At 67.0% G+C, this 13370-nt stretch carries 15 protein-coding genes; 13 read left to right on the forward strand and 2 right to left on the reverse strand.

Annotated elements, in window-relative coordinates:
- The first annotated feature begins 124 nt into the window (after window positions 1-124).
- The 4 genes from phnC to phnE (AC1DYU_RS20915) all read left to right on the forward strand — a co-directional run bounded on the left by phnC (window position 125) and on the right by phnE (AC1DYU_RS20915) (window position 3877).
- Window positions 125-943, forward strand: coding sequence for a phosphonate ABC transporter ATP-binding protein (gene phnC, locus AC1DYU_RS20900; RefSeq protein ID WP_476793291.1), 819 nt, complete (start codon window positions 125-127; stop codon window positions 941-943).
- A gap of 65 nt (window positions 944-1008) precedes the next feature.
- Window positions 1009-1926 carry a phosphonate ABC transporter substrate-binding protein gene (phnD, locus tag AC1DYU_RS20905; RefSeq protein ID WP_476793292.1) on the forward strand — a complete coding sequence of 306 codons (918 nt, stop codon included), beginning with the start codon at window positions 1009-1011 and terminating at the stop codon, window positions 1924-1926.
- 218 nt (window positions 1927-2144) lie between these two features.
- On the forward strand, window positions 2145-3026 hold the full coding sequence (gene phnE / locus AC1DYU_RS20910; RefSeq protein ID WP_476793293.1) for a phosphonate ABC transporter, permease protein PhnE: 882 nt from the start codon (window positions 2145-2147) through the stop codon (window positions 3024-3026).
- The gene (gene phnE, locus AC1DYU_RS20915) at window positions 3023-3877 is read left to right on the forward strand and encodes a phosphonate ABC transporter, permease protein PhnE (protein ID WP_476793294.1); all 855 of its coding nucleotides are present in this window, start codon (window positions 3023-3025) and stop codon (window positions 3875-3877) included. The genes phnE (AC1DYU_RS20910) and phnE (AC1DYU_RS20915) overlap by 4 nt, the downstream gene beginning before the upstream one ends.
- Window positions 3878-3917: 40 nt before the next feature.
- Here phnE (AC1DYU_RS20915) and AC1DYU_RS20920 read toward each other — a convergent pair whose 3' ends face one another.
- Together AC1DYU_RS20920 and phnF are read right to left on the reverse strand one after the other, a co-directional pair.
- Window positions 3918-5000: an alpha/beta fold hydrolase gene (locus AC1DYU_RS20920; protein ID WP_476793295.1), complete on the reverse strand. Its 1083-nt coding sequence runs from the start codon at window positions 4998-5000 to the stop codon at window positions 3918-3920.
- Between the two features lie 106 nt (window positions 5001-5106).
- The gene (gene phnF, locus AC1DYU_RS20925) at window positions 5107-5877 is read right to left on the reverse strand and encodes a phosphonate metabolism transcriptional regulator PhnF (protein ID WP_476793296.1); all 771 of its coding nucleotides are present in this window, start codon (window positions 5875-5877) and stop codon (window positions 5107-5109) included.
- An 88-nt stretch (window positions 5878-5965) separates the two neighbouring features.
- Here phnF and phnG point away from each other — a divergent pair, with 88 nt between their 5' ends.
- From phnG to AC1DYU_RS20970, 9 genes are all read left to right on the forward strand, one after another.
- On the forward strand, window positions 5966-6427 hold the full coding sequence (gene phnG, locus AC1DYU_RS20930) for a phosphonate C-P lyase system protein PhnG (RefSeq protein ID WP_476793297.1): 462 nt from the start codon (window positions 5966-5968) through the stop codon (window positions 6425-6427).
- Complete coding sequence (phnH, locus tag AC1DYU_RS20935) at window positions 6427-7029, forward strand: phosphonate C-P lyase system protein PhnH (RefSeq protein WP_476793298.1); 603 nt, start codon at window positions 6427-6429, stop codon at window positions 7027-7029. The genes phnG and phnH overlap by 1 nt, the downstream gene beginning before the upstream one ends.
- Window positions 7029-8222: a carbon-phosphorus lyase complex subunit gene (locus tag AC1DYU_RS20940; protein WP_476793299.1), complete on the forward strand. Its 1194-nt coding sequence runs from the start codon at window positions 7029-7031 to the stop codon at window positions 8220-8222. Before phnH ends, AC1DYU_RS20940 begins: the two co-directional genes overlap by 1 nt.
- Entirely contained in the window at window positions 8219-9145 is a 927-nt protein-coding gene (locus AC1DYU_RS20945) for an alpha-D-ribose 1-methylphosphonate 5-phosphate C-P-lyase PhnJ (protein ID WP_476793300.1), read from the forward strand. Before AC1DYU_RS20940 ends, AC1DYU_RS20945 begins: the two co-directional genes overlap by 4 nt.
- Entirely contained in the window at window positions 9142-9948 is an 807-nt protein-coding gene (phnK, locus tag AC1DYU_RS20950; protein ID WP_476793301.1) for a phosphonate C-P lyase system protein PhnK, read from the forward strand. The genes AC1DYU_RS20945 and phnK overlap by 4 nt, the downstream gene beginning before the upstream one ends.
- A gap of 223 nt (window positions 9949-10171) precedes the next feature.
- Window positions 10172-10870: a phosphonate C-P lyase system protein PhnL gene (gene phnL, locus AC1DYU_RS20955; RefSeq protein ID WP_476793302.1), complete on the forward strand. Its 699-nt coding sequence runs from the start codon at window positions 10172-10174 to the stop codon at window positions 10868-10870.
- Window positions 10870-12009 carry an alpha-D-ribose 1-methylphosphonate 5-triphosphate diphosphatase gene (locus AC1DYU_RS20960; protein ID WP_476793303.1) on the forward strand — a complete coding sequence of 380 codons (1140 nt, stop codon included), beginning with the start codon at window positions 10870-10872 and terminating at the stop codon, window positions 12007-12009. The genes phnL and AC1DYU_RS20960 overlap by 1 nt, the downstream gene beginning before the upstream one ends.
- A complete protein-coding gene (locus tag AC1DYU_RS20965) occupies window positions 12006-12704 on the forward strand; it encodes a DUF1045 domain-containing protein (protein WP_476793304.1) in 699 nt (232 codons plus the stop codon). Before AC1DYU_RS20960 ends, AC1DYU_RS20965 begins: the two co-directional genes overlap by 4 nt.
- Window positions 12705-12739: 35 nt before the next feature.
- On the forward strand, window positions 12740-13366 hold the full coding sequence (locus AC1DYU_RS20970; protein ID WP_476793305.1) for a DapH/DapD/GlmU-related protein: 627 nt from the start codon (window positions 12740-12742) through the stop codon (window positions 13364-13366).
- Window positions 13367-13370 lie beyond the last annotated feature (4 nt).

Consider the following 13370-nt stretch of genomic DNA (forward strand, 5'->3'; position numbering starts at 1 on the left):
GCCTGGTCTGTCACCGGCCTGTCATCTGCACTGGCTAGCTCTCCAGCATGAAACAGCATGAACCCGGCGGCAGCATGCTGCCTCGGGATCATATTCATGCTCGTCCCGCAAGCGAGAAGCCATCATGCTGCGCATCGAAGGCCTGACCAAGCGCTTTGGCGGAAATGCCGCCGTCGACAAGGTCACGCTCTCCATCCCAAAGGGCGAGATGGTCGGCATCATCGGCCGATCTGGAGCCGGCAAATCGACGCTGCTGCGCATGCTCAATCGCCTCGCCGATCCCAGCGAGGGCCGCATCGTTTCGGGCGACCGTGACGTCACCGCGCTCAAGGGGGCGGCGCTGCGGGGCTGGCGCCGCGACACGGCGATGATCTTCCAGCAGTTCAACCTCGTCGGCCGGCTCGACGTTTTGACCAACGTCCTGCTCGGCCGGCTGAACCACCGCTCCGCTGCGCTGACGCTGGTCAAGAGCTTTTCCCACGACGACAAGATCCGCGCTATCGCCGCGCTGGAACGGCTCGACATGGGCCATCTCCTGGCGCAGCGGGCCGAGACCCTGTCAGGTGGCCAGCAGCAGCGCGTCGCCATCGCGCGCGCGCTGGTTCAGGAGCCGCAGATCATCCTGGCCGACGAGCCGATCGCCTCGCTCGACCCGCGCAACACGCAGGTCGTGATGGACGCGCTCTTCCGGATCAACCGCGAGGACGGCATCACCGTCGTCTCGAACCTGCACCATCTCGATATCGCGTCGAAATACTGCGACCGCCTGATCGGCATGGCCGGCGGCAAGGTCGTCTTCGACGGCCCGCCTCACCAGCTCACCAGCGAGGTCGCGGCGAAGCTCTACGGCATCGAAGCCCGGGACGCCGGCGCCGAAGCGCTCGACCAGCTCGACGCCATCGCCAGCGAAGAAGCCCAGCGCGCCAAGCAGAACGTCGCCTGAAGCCCGTCCCCGGTCCGCCGGGGGCATTCGACACCACCAACGCCATCGCAACACCAGGAGCACACATGCTGACCCGTCGTCATACCCTGACGCTCGCCACTGCGGCCCTCGCCGCCTCGCTCGCGGCCCCGGCCTTCGCCCAGGACTGGAAGGCGAAATATCCCGAGATCGTCTTCGCCATCATTCCCGCCGAGAACGCCTCGGGCGTCGTCGAGCGCTACACCCCCTTCGTGAACTATCTCGCCAAGGAACTTGGCACCAAGGTCACGCTGCGCATTGCTAGCGACTATGCCGCCCTGATCGAGGGCCAGCGCGCCGGCAACATCCATATCGGCATGTACGGCCCCTCCTCCTTCGCCCGCGCGCTGATGACCGGCGCCAAGATCGACGCCTTCGCGATCGAGACCAATATCGACGGCACCAAGGGCTACTATTCGGTCTTCTATGTGAAGAAGGACTCTCCCTATCAGAAGATCGAAGACCTGAAGGGCAAGAACCTCGGCCTCGTCGATCCGAACTCGACCTCGGGCAACAACGTCCCACGCTTCGCGCTCGACGGCATGAAGATCGAGCCCGAGACCTATTTCGGCAAGGTCGTCTACACCGGCAGCCACGAGAACGCCGTCATCGCGCTCGGCCAAGGCACCGTCGACGTCGCCGCCAATTGGTGGAACGACGAGCAGGAATCAAACCTCCTGCGTATGGCCCGCAAGAACATGGTCAAGGCCGAGGATTTCCGGATCATCTACAAGTCCGAGCAGATCGTGAACTCCCCGATGGCCTATCTCACCGACCTGCCGACCGACATGAGGACGAAGATCAAGGACGCGGTGCTGAACCTTGCCACCAAGGACAAGGTCGCCTTCGACAAGATCTATGAAGGCAAGCAGGGCCCGCTCGTCGCCGTCGACAACAAGGCCTACGAGCCGATCATCGAGCTGAACAAGTTCGTCGATGCGCTCCGCAAGAAGAAGTCCTCGTAAGCTCTCGCCTCGCTTGCCGAACGCCGCGCGGGGAACCCCTCTCCTGTAAGGAGAGGGGCAGGGGTGAGGTGTAGGCCCCTGGACCAGCGAGGCGACAACCCAACGGCGGCTACGGTGAAGGTCACGGCCACGGTGTCCAGCGGGCCGACCCCTCACCCTGCCCTCTCCCTACGGGAGAGGGTTCCCCGCGCTCTATGCGGCAAGGGATTACGCATTTCATGACCCTCGCGATCGACCGCGACGACCCCGCCATTCGTGCCCATGCGGCGACCTATGCCGTCGCCATGGCGGCCAAGCGTCGCCAGACGCTGATCGGCGCGGCCGTGCTTGCGGTCCTCGTCTGGCTTGCGGCACTGGGCTCGGAGGTCGATCCCGGCAAGTTCATCGAGAACGCCTGGCGCTTCCCGAAATACATCATCGAGACCATGCCGGTCCTGCGCTGGAACAGCCTCAGTGCCGACATGGCCGAATGGTTCTGGGGCTGGAAGGGCTGGCTCAAGCTGCTCTGGCAGACCCTGTTGATCGCCTATACCGGCACGATCCTCGGCGCGGTCGGCGGTTTCCTGCTCTGTTTCGTCGCCGCCGCCAATCTCGGCCGATCGGGCTGGCTGCGGTTTTCCGCCAAGCGGTTCCTCGAATTCTGCCGCACCGTGCCGGAAATCGTCTTCGCGCTGATCTTCGTCATCGCCTTCGGGCTTGGGCCCCTGCCCGGCGTGCTCGCCATCGCGATCCACACCATGGGCGCCATGGGCAAGCTCTTCTCGGAAGTGGTCGAGAACATCGACATGAAGCCGGTCGACGGCCTGACCGCGACCGGCGCCGGCTGGTGGCAGACCATCCGCTTCGCAGTGGTGCCGCAGGTGCTGTCCAACTTCGCCAGCTACACGCTGCTGCGCTTCGAGATCAATGTGCGGGGCGCCTCGATCATGGGCTTCGTCGGCGCCGGCGGCATCGGCCAGGACCTGATCGAGGCCATCCGCAAATTCTACTTCACCGATGTCAGCGCCATCCTGCTGCTCATCATCGCCGCCGTGATGCTGATCGACTACGGCACTGAGCGTCTGCGCCATTCCCTCATCAGCCTGGAGCATGGCAAGTGAGCCTCGCCCTCTCCCCGGCCGATCAGGCCGCGCTCGTCGCGCGCCACCAGGCCGCCATCGACGGCTCGCTGAAGACGAAGCTGACCACGGTCGCCGTCGTCGCGGCCATGCTCGGCCTGTTCGCCTATGGCGTTAGCACCTTCGAGGTCACGCTCTGGCGCATCCTCTCCGGTTTTGGCAATCTCGGCACCTTCGTCGTGCTGATGCTGCCGCCCGATCCCGGCTCCTTCGCCCGTGCCATCATCTTCGTGAAGGCCCTGTTCGAGACGATCGCGATCGCCTTCCTCGGCACGATCCTGGCGGCGATCCTGGCCTTCCCGCTCGGCTTCATCGCGGCGCGCAACGTCGTCGCCAACAAGATCGTGCATTTCCTCGCTCGCCGCTCGCTCGACACGGTGCGCGGCGTCGATGCGCTGATCTGGGCGCTGATCTGGATCAACGTGGTGGGTCTCGGCCCCTTCGCCGGTATGCTGGCGATCATGACCAGCGATATCGGCGCCTTCGGCAAGCTCTATTCGGAGGCGATAGAATCCGCCGACCGCAAGCCGGTCGAGGGCGTCACCTCGCTCGGCGGCGGCAAGCTGCACGAGATCCGCTTCGGCCTAGTCCCGCAGGTGCTGCCGGTGATAGCGAGCCAGGTCCTCTACTACATCGAGTCGAACACCCGCTCCTCGACCATCATCGGCATCGTCGGCGCCGGCGGCATCGGGCTGTATCTGGCCGAGACCATCCGCACGCTCGAATGGCAGCAGGTCTCGTTCCTGATCCTGCTGATCCTGGCCGCCGTCACCGCCATCGACTTCCTTTCGGCCAAGCTGCGCTTCGCGATCATCGGCCAACGGGCGGTGTGACGAAGCAGCCGAGCGCCGGTCTCGGAGCGCCCGGGCTCCCTCAGTTGCTGCCGGCTGGCCGCTTCGGCACGGTCGGCAGCCAGTCCGCCAGATCCTTCGCCCATAGCTTCGCAAGGCCCGTCGTGCCATGGCCGCGCGTATCCGAACTGGCCGGGATCAGCAGCAGCCTGGCTTTGCCGAGGCGCTTCAACTCGCGCTCCATGATGCCGGTCTCGGGCGGGTTGCGCTCGTCATCGGCTGCATTGATCGCCAGCAGCGGGGCCTTGATCGCGTCCAGCTTAGGGGCGGGGTTGTAGTCGCGCGACGAATCCCACTGGTAGAGGAAGTCGTTGGCATCGGCGCTGAAAGCCGCTTTCAGCCGCTCGTCGAGCAGTTTGTCGGCGGCCTCGCGCGTCGGCGCCATCTGCTGGTAGGCAAGCGAACCGCCATTGGTCGCGATGCCGAAGAAGACATTGGCGATGCGGAACGCCGGCGGCTGGGCCGTATAGTCGCCGCCCTTCCACTCAGGGTCGGTGCGGACGGCGTCGATGATCATCCGCCGCATCATCCAGTTGCGGCTCGACATCTCCGTCGGCTGCGACGCCATCGGCACCAGCGCATCCATGAAATCGGGGTATTTCACGCCCCACATCCAGGTCTGCATGCCGCCCATCGAATTGCCGAGCACGAGCCGGACATGGCGGATGCCAAGGCCCTCGCTCACCAGCTTATACTGGGCCGTGACCATGTCCTCGTAATTATAGCGGGGGAACTTCGCCTTCATCCCGTCGGAGGGCTTCGAGGACGCGCCCGCGCCGAGCGCGTCGGGAATGATGATGTAGTATTTGCTGGCATCGAGCGGCTGGCCCGCCCCGAACAGCTCGCCGGCAAAGATCGGCGTCAGCATGCTGGCGGCCGAGCCCGCCGTGCCGTGCAGGATCACCACCGGCTCGCCCGTCGGCTCGCCGACCGTGGCATAGCCGAGCTTCAGCTCCGGAAACGTCTCGCCGGTGCTGAAGCGGAAATCCTTGGCAACCCAGACGCCGCGCTTGGGCCCGGGGTAATCCGCCGCCAGCGCTAGCCCCGCGAAACCGCAGGACGCAACCAGAACGGCCGCACGCAGCAGCCGGATGACAGGATTCATGACGGTCTCTCCTCGGATCGGTTTCCGCGCGATCTTGATGTCGCGTGTTCCCGTCCGAAGCATCGCGCCGAAGCCTTGCCGGCACAAGCTGCGCCGACATCACGAGCTAGCGTGTTTCCTCACTGAACGGCTCGACCACCATCTCCATGCGCTCGCCGGCAAAGACGCTGCTGACGAGATGGATCGGAGTCAGGTCCGGCAGCGCATCGACCGCCACCGACACCATCACCGGCGCGCCCGGCTCGATCCGCAACAGCACCGCCTCGCGCTCGCTGGCGAGCCGGGCGGTGAGCCGCGTCGACAGGCGGACATAATCGGTGATGCCGCAGGCCTTCAGCGCCGCCGTCATCGAGCCCTCGGCTCCGCGATAGGCTTCGTCGAACGCCGGAAAGCGCGCCACCGAAAGCCAATGCGTGCCGGTCCCCATCGGCGTACCGTCGGCGAGGCTCAGGCCTTCAAGCCGCCATAGCGCCGCCTCGGGCTCCAGCCCGAGCACCTCGCAGGTTTCGGGCTCGCCGATGATCTGCTCCTGCGACAGGACCGTGCTCGACCCGACGATGCCGATCCGGCCGAGATTGGCGCGCATGCTGACGCGGCGGCCGAGCGGATAGGGCACGCGCCTGGCGCTGACCTGCGTGCCGCGTCCGCGCGAGACCGTCACCAGCCCCTGCTCGGCGAGATGCCGGAAGGCCTGCCGCACCGTGTGACGATGCACGCCATAGCGCTCCGCCAGCGCGGTCGCGGCCGGCAGCGTGTCGCCCGCGGCGTAATCGCCCTTGCCGATCGCGCCGGCGAGGTCGTCCGCGATCCGGCGCCAAACCGTGCCGGCATCAACGGTGCCGGCATCGGCAGCGCCCGCTTCGTGACCGCCGGTCATCAAAGTTTCATGCAAAATGTATAGACCTTTCCTCGCAGCCTGCTTATTATAGTCTAGACATTAGAGAACGACCAGACGGCGGATAACGATGACGGCAGACATCGCGGAAAAAACCCGAAGCGAGACGGCGCAAAGGCAGCGCTGGATGGCCGTGCTCGCCCGCGCCTCGCGCGCCGAGATCGCAGAACTCGTCGGCCCGGATGTGCCGCGCCACGACATCCTCAAGGCACCGGAGACCGGCACCGTCATGGTCGAGGGCCGAGCCGGTGGCGCCGGCCGCCGCTTCAATCTCGGCGAAGCGAGCGTGACCCGCTGCATCATCAGGCTCGACGATGGCGCCATGGGCTTCTCCTATGCGCTCGGACGCGACGGCCGCAAAGCCCGTCTCGCCGCGATCCTCGATGCAAGGCTGCAGGCGGAGGCGCCGGACGCCGCGCTGCGTCGCGCCGTCGATGCTCTGGCGGAGCGCCAGAGCGCGGCGCGCGACCTCGCTTCGCGCAAGGCTGCTGCGACCAAGGTCGATTTCTTCACTCTGGTCAGGGGCGCGTGATGGCAACCGATACGCTGATCGGCCCGGGCTTCTCCGATCCGGTCTTCCAGTCACAGGGCGCCTTCCGCGCGCTTCTGGCGGCTCTCGCCGAGCCCGGCACGCGCCAAGTCGTCACCGGCGCGGTCGTCCCGCCGGAAGGTCTGCATGCAGCGACCGCCACCGCGCTGCTGACGCTCGCCGATTACGAGACCCCGATCTGGCTGCCCTCCGCATTGCGTGACGGCGCCGCCGGAGCCTGGCTGCGCTTCCATTGCGGCGCGGCGCTGGTCTCAGATCCCGCCAGGGCCGCCTTCGCCGTCATCGACGCCGGCTCGCCGGAACCCGCTTTGTCGGCCTTCGACAGCGGCAGCGACCAGTTCCCCGACCGCTCGACGACGCTGATCGTGCAATGCACCGCGCTCGAAGGCGGCAAGGCCGTGACGCTGACGGGGCCGGGCATCGCCACCTCCCGCGTGATCGCGCCCGCCGGCCTGCGCGCCGGTTTCTGGGCCGAGGTCGCCGCCAACAACGACGCCTATCCGCTCGGGATCGATCTCCTGCTCAGCCATGCGGATGCGGTCTTTGGCCTGCCGCGTTCGACTCGGATCAGGGAGGTCTACTGATGTATGTCGCGGTCAAGGGCGGCGAGGCCGCGATCCTCGCCACGCATGATCTGGTTGCCGAGGCACGGCGCGGCGACGAGGCCGTGCCTGAAATCTCGGTGGCGCAGATTCGCGAACAGCAGGGCCTTTCCTGTGCCCGCGTCATGAACGAAGGCTCGCTCTATGACGCCGATCTCGCCGCGTTGGCGCTGAAGCAGGCGCAGGGCGATGTCATCGAGGCCGCCTTCCTGATGCGCGCCTACCGCACGACACTGCCGCGCTTCGGCTCCTCGGAGCCCGTCGATACCGCACGGATGGCGATCCGCCGCCGCGTCTCGGCGACTTACAAGGATCTGCCCGGCGGGCAGGTGCTGGGGCCGACCTATGACTACACCCACCGGCTGTTCGATTTCGCGCTGATGGATGATGCAAAGAGCGTCATGGTCGGGCTCGACCCGACCATCTCGGGCCGCGAAGGGCGCCCCTCGACAGCGCCTCATTCCGCCGGAGATGCTCGGGTCAAGCCCGAGCCCGACGCGGCTCCCCTCGACACCCACATGCCCCGTGTCCCCGACATCCTCGGCGCGGAAGGCCTGATGGAGCCCGAGACACCACCCGACGGCGACCCCCGCCCCTTCGACCTGACCCGCGAGCCGGTCTCCTTCCCCGCCGATCGTGATGTCCGCCTGCAGGCGATGGCGCGCGGCGATGAGGGCTTCCTGCTCGGGCTCGGCTATTCCGTGCAGCGCGGCTTCGGCAACAGCCACCCCTTCGTCGGCGAGATTCGCGTCGGCGAAGTCAGCGTGGAGTTCGTTCCCGAAGAACTCGGCTTCGCGGTCGATCTCGGCGACATCACCCTGACCGAGTGCCAGATGGTCAACCAATTTGCCGGCTCAAAGGATGTCGCGCCGCAGTTCACCCGCGGCTACGGACTGAGCTTCGGCCATAGCGAGCGCAAGGCGATGTCGATGTCGCTGGTCGACCGGGCGCTGAAATGCCGCGAATTCGGCGAGGCGGCGGAGTATCCGGCCCAGCAGGACGAGTTCGTGCTGTACCACTCCGACAATGTCGAGGCGGCGGGCTTCGTCGAGCATCTCAAGTTGCCGCATTACGTCGATTTCCAGGGCGAGCTCGAACTGATCCGCCGCATCCGGGCCGAACGCGAACAGCGCCTTGCCGGTGAAAACGAAGTCCTGCCGGAGGCCGCGGAATGACCATGCATCAGGCACTGCCGGGCGACGAAGCGACCCCCGCCTATAACTACGCCTATCTCGACGAGCAGACGAAGCGGATGATCCGTCGCGCCCTGCTCAAGGCTGTCGCGGTGCCCGGCTATCAGGTGCCGTTCGGCTCGCGCGAAATGCCACTGGCCCGCGGCTGGGGTACCGGTGGCATCCAGGTCACCGCCGCGATCATCGGCCCGGCCGATACGCTGAAGGTCATCGACCAGGGCGCCGACGACACCACCAACGCCGTCTCGATCCGCCGCTTCTTCGAGAAGACGGCCGACGCCCGCACCACCGAGGCGACGGAACAGGCGACGATCATCCAGACCCGCCACCGCATCCCCGAGGCGCCGCTCACGGCCGGCCAGATCATGGTCTATCAGGTCCCGCAGCCCGAGCCGCTGCGCAAGCTCGAGCCGCGCGAGGCCGAGACCCGGAAGATGCACGCCTGGGCCGAATACGGGCTGATGCAGGTCAAGCTCTACGAGAACATCGCCCGCTTCGGCGAGGTGACGACGACCTATGATTACCCGGTGATGATCAACGGTCGCTACATCATGGCGCCTTCGCCGATCCCGAAATTCGACAATCCCAAGATGCACATGTCGCCGGCGCTGCAGCTCTTCGGAGCCGGCCGCGAGAAGCGCATCTACGCGCTGCCCCCGCATACATCCGTCCGCAGCCTCGATTTCGAGGACCATCCTTTCCGCGTCCAGAGCTGGACGCAGCCCTGCGCGCTCTGCGCCGCGACCGACTCCTATCTCGACGAGGTCGTGATCGACGACCAGGGCTCGCGCATGTTCGTCTGCTCCGACAGCCATCATTGCGAGACGCGGCGGGCCGATGGCCATCGCGGCACGATGCTCGGCGACGCCACGGCGAGCGGGCTGGTCGAGGAGAGCAAGTCATGACAGTCCACGTCTCCCTCCCCGACACCGCGCTCGATCCCGCCCCGCTGCTCTCCGCCGCCGGCGTTTCGCGCTTCTATGGCGAGCGCATCGGCTGCAGGGACGTCTCCTTCGACCTCTGGCCGGGTGAGGTGCTCGGCATCGTCGGCGAATCCGGCTCGGGCAAGTCGACGCTGCTGCGCTGCCTTGCCGGCATCGACAAGCCCGATGCCGGCGAGGTGCTGTTCAGGGGCGGAGCTGAGCCGCTCGATATCTACTCCGTGCCCGAGCAGGAGCGCCGCCGGCTGATGCGCACCGCTTGGGGCATCGTCCATCAGAACCCCCGCGACGGACTGCGCATGGACGTCTCGGCCGGCGGCAATGTCGGCGAACGGCTGATGGATCGCGGCGATCGTCACTACGGGCAGATCCGCGAGCGCGCGCTCGACTGGCTGTCCCGTGTCGAGATCGCCGGCTCGCGCATCGACGACCGCCCGCGCCAGTTCTCCGGCGGCATGCAGCAGCGCCTCCAGATCGCTCGCGTGCTCGTCTCGGAGCCGCGCCTCGTCTTCATGGACGAGCCGACGGGCGGGCTCGACGTCTCGGTCCAGGCCAAGCTGCTCGACCTGCTGCGCGTGCTGGTGCGCGATCTCGGCCTCGCTGCGATCATCGTCACGCATGATCTCGCGGTGGCCCGCCTTCTCACCGACCGGCTGATGGTGATGAAGGACGGCCATGTCGTCGAGCAGGGCCTGACTGACCAAGTCCTCGACGACCCGCACCACGCCTATACGCAGCTCCTGACTTCGGCAGTGCTGACCGTATGAGCGGCTTCGTCCAGCCACAATGGTCGGGCTTTTCCATGCCCGACGCTAGCGCCTTCGAGGAGGCGCGTCATACCCGGCGCAAGCCCGGGCATGAGCTGGACCGTATCGCGCTCACCCTGATCACCCCGGCCCTCGGCCCACGGCACCGGCGGGTCGAACATGCCGTCTCTCGGCCCGCCCCCGTCACACCCGCGTCACCGCGCCCGGACAAGGCACTGATCCCATGACCACGATGATTCGCGTCGAGAACGTCGCCAAGGCCTTCACCCTGCACAATCAGGGCGGCGTCCGGCTGCCCGTCTTCGGCGACGTCAATTTCTCGGTCGAGGCCGGCGAGGCCCTGGTGCTTGCGGGCGCCTCCGGCGCCGGCAAGTCGAGCCTGCTGCGCATCCTCTACGGCAATTACCGGCCGACCTCGGGCACGATCCACATCACCCATCGCGGCAAGCCCGTCGACATCGTCGCGGCCGTGCCACGCACCGTGCTCGACATCCGCCGCCGCACGCTCGGTTTCGTCTCGCAGTTCCTGCGCGTGATCCCGCGTGTCAGCGCGCTCGACATCGTACGCGACCCGCTGCTGGCGCGCGGCGCCACGCCGGAGGAGGCCAGCGAGCGGGCGAAGGCCATGCTCGCCCGCCTCAACCTGCCGCAGCGGCTCTGGAACCTTGCGCCTGCGACCTTTTCCGGCGGCGAGCAGCAGCGCGTCAACATCGCGCGCTCCTTCGTCGATCCCTCGGCGATCATGCTAATCGACGAGCCGACCGCCTCGCTCGATTCAGCCAACCGCGACGTCGTGGTCCAGTTGATCGCCGAAGCCCGTGCTAAAGGCTCCGCCATCGTCGGGATCTTCCACGACGAGGCCGTGCGCGAGACGGTCGCGACCCGCTATCTCGACATCACCGATTTCCGGAAGGCCGCCTGATGCAGACCGTTCTCACCAACGCCAAGCTGATCCTCGAAGACGAGATCGTCACAGGGACGATCGCCTTCGACGAGACCGGCATCACGGCCGTCGATCAGGGCCTGTCCTCGCTGCCATCCGCCATCGATGCCGGCGGCGACTATGTCGCGCCGGGCCTCGTCGAGATGCACACCGACAATATGGAAAAGCACTTCATGCCGCGGCCCAAGGTCTTCTGGCCGAACGGGCTGGCGGCCGCGCTCGTCCATGACGCCCAGATGGCGGCGGCCGGCGTCACCACCGTCTATGACGCGATCTGCGCCGGCACGCCCTTCTCGGCCAAGGACTACCGCAAGGACATTTTCGCCGACGTCATGCTGGCGCTGGCCGAGGGCCGGCGCGAGGGCGTCTTCCGCATCGACCACCGCATCCATATGCGCTGCGAACTGACCAGCCCCGACCTGCTGGCCGATATCGAGCCCTACCAGAACGACGAACTGGTCCAGCTCGTCTCTCTGATGGACCACACGCCGGGCCAGCGCCAGTGGCGCAACCTCGAACACCTCAAGACCTATGCGGTCGGCAACGGCAAGACCGTGGCCGAGTTCGAGGAAGACGTCGTCGTGCGCCAGCAGGAGGGCGCCGCCAATGTCGGCCGCAACTGGGGCGCCGTCGTCGAGCTGTTCCGCGCTCGCGGCATCCCGATCGCGACCCATGACGACACCACGGTCGAGCATGTCGAGGAGGGCATTGCGTCCGGCGCCGTGATCTCCGAATTTCCGACCACGGTCGAAGCCGCCCAGGCCGCCAAGCAGCGTGGGCTCGCCACCGTCGCAGGCGCGCCCAATGTCGTGCGCGGCGGCTCGCATTCGGGCGGCGTTTCGGTGTCGGAACTCGCCGAGAAGGGCCTGCTCGACGGGCTCTCCTCGGATTATGTGCCTGCCAGCCTGCTCCAGGCGGTGCTGAAGCTGCACGCCGATCACGGCCTCGGGCTGCCGGACGCGATGGGCATGGTGACCTGGAAGGTGGCGGATATCCTCGGGCTGAAGGATCGCGGCCATCTGCGCACCGGCCTGCGCGCCGATCTGGTCCGGTTCAAGGCGCTCGGTCCGACCCCGGTCCTCGCCGCCGTCTGGTCGCAAGGGGCGCGCGCCTTTTGAGCACACCGCGCTACGCCCTCTATTACGCGCCCGCCTCCGACAGCCCGCTCTGGCGCTTCGGCTGCGCGACGCTGGGCTATGACGCCTTCACGGCGCAGGATGTCGCCTTCGCGGTCCCCTCCGGCTGCGATGCAGACGGTTGGCCGCAAGCCACCGCCGAGCCGCGCCGCTACGGCTTCCACGCGACGCTGAAGGCGCCCTTCAGCCTGGCCAACGGCCGCAGCGAGGGGCAGTTGCGCGCCTTCGCCCATCAGATCGCGGCCGGCCTCGCGCCCGTGCCGCTGGCGGGCCTGAGCGTCACCGCGCTCGGCCGCTTCATTGCGCTGACGCCGGCGGAGCCGAGCCCGGCCCTGCAGAAGCTCGCCTTCGACATGGTCCAGGTCTTCGAGCCCTTCCGGGCGCCGCTGGGTGCGGCCGATCTGGCGCGCAGGCTGGCAAGCCCGCTGACCCCGGCGCAGCGCGCCTATCTCGAAGCCTATGGCTATCCGTATGTCGGCGACGCCTTTCGCTTCCACATGACGCTGACCGGCTCGCTGCCGCAGGACGCCGTCGCCGGCACCGCCGCGGCGCTCGCCGCCGCCTATGCCGTCGCAGTCCCAGCCGAATCCTTCGCGATCGACCGGCTCGCCCTGTTCAAGCAGCCCGACCGCGAGGGCCGCTTCCACCTGCTCGACAGCTTCGTGCTCGGCCGCTGAGCCACGCAACCGCGCGAGACCTCGGAGACAACGACATGGCGTCCAAGAATCTGGGCCTTCAGCCTGCGATCCATCCAACGGCGAACGTGCGGGATGCCACGCTGGGGCGCTACACCGAGATCGGCGCGCGAACCTCCTTCATCGAGTCGACGATGGGCGACTACTCCTATGTCGTGAACGATTCCAACATCATCTACACGACCATCGGCAAGTTCTGCTCGATCGCGGCAATGACCCGGATCAACCCCGGCAACCACCCGATGCAGCGCGCCAGCCAATCGCATTTCACCTATCGCGCCAGCGCCTATTTCACTGACGCGGAGGATGATGCCGCCTTCTTCGACTGGCGACGCTCGACCCCCGTCATCATCGGCCATGATGTCTGGATCGGCCATGGTGCGATCATCCTGCCCGGCCGCAGCATCGGCACCGGTGCGGTCGTGGCCGGCGGCACGGTCGTCACCAAGGACGTCGCGCCCTACACCATTGTCGGCGGCAACCCGGCCCGGCCGATCCGCCGCCGCTTCTCGGAAGACATTGCCGAACGGCTCCTCGCGCTGGCCTGGTGGGACTGGGAGCATGACCGCCTGCGCGCCGCGCTGGAGGATTTCCGTGCGCTCTCCGTCGAGGCTTTTCTTGAGCGCCAGGAGACGGAGGCTTGACCCG

Source organism: Allobosea sp. P2_B12, assembly GCF_056404835.1.

Coding starts and splice junctions, on each gene's coding strand:
- AC1DYU_RS20970 (WP_476793305.1), top strand. CDS start 12,740: ATGGCGTCCAAGAATCTGGGCCTTCAGCCTGCGATCCATCCAACGGCG.
- phnF (WP_476793296.1), bottom strand. CDS start 5,877: ATGACCGGCGGTCACGAAGCGGGCGCTGCCGATGCCGGCACCGTTGAT.
- phnL (WP_476793302.1), top strand. CDS start 10,172: ATGACCACGATGATTCGCGTCGAGAACGTCGCCAAGGCCTTCACCCTG.
- phnC (WP_476793291.1), top strand. CDS start 125: ATGCTGCGCATCGAAGGCCTGACCAAGCGCTTTGGCGGAAATGCCGCC.
- AC1DYU_RS20945 (WP_476793300.1), top strand. CDS start 8,219: ATGACCATGCATCAGGCACTGCCGGGCGACGAAGCGACCCCCGCCTAT.
- phnH (WP_476793298.1), top strand. CDS start 6,427: ATGGCAACCGATACGCTGATCGGCCCGGGCTTCTCCGATCCGGTCTTC.
- AC1DYU_RS20940 (WP_476793299.1), top strand. CDS start 7,029: ATGTATGTCGCGGTCAAGGGCGGCGAGGCCGCGATCCTCGCCACGCAT.
- AC1DYU_RS20960 (WP_476793303.1), top strand. CDS start 10,870: ATGCAGACCGTTCTCACCAACGCCAAGCTGATCCTCGAAGACGAGATC.
- phnE (WP_476793293.1), top strand. CDS start 2,145: ATGACCCTCGCGATCGACCGCGACGACCCCGCCATTCGTGCCCATGCG.
- phnG (WP_476793297.1), top strand. CDS start 5,966: ATGACGGCAGACATCGCGGAAAAAACCCGAAGCGAGACGGCGCAAAGG.
- phnK (WP_476793301.1), top strand. CDS start 9,142: ATGACAGTCCACGTCTCCCTCCCCGACACCGCGCTCGATCCCGCCCCG.
- AC1DYU_RS20920 (WP_476793295.1), bottom strand. CDS start 5,000: ATGAATCCTGTCATCCGGCTGCTGCGTGCGGCCGTTCTGGTTGCGTCC.
- phnD (WP_476793292.1), top strand. CDS start 1,009: ATGCTGACCCGTCGTCATACCCTGACGCTCGCCACTGCGGCCCTCGCC.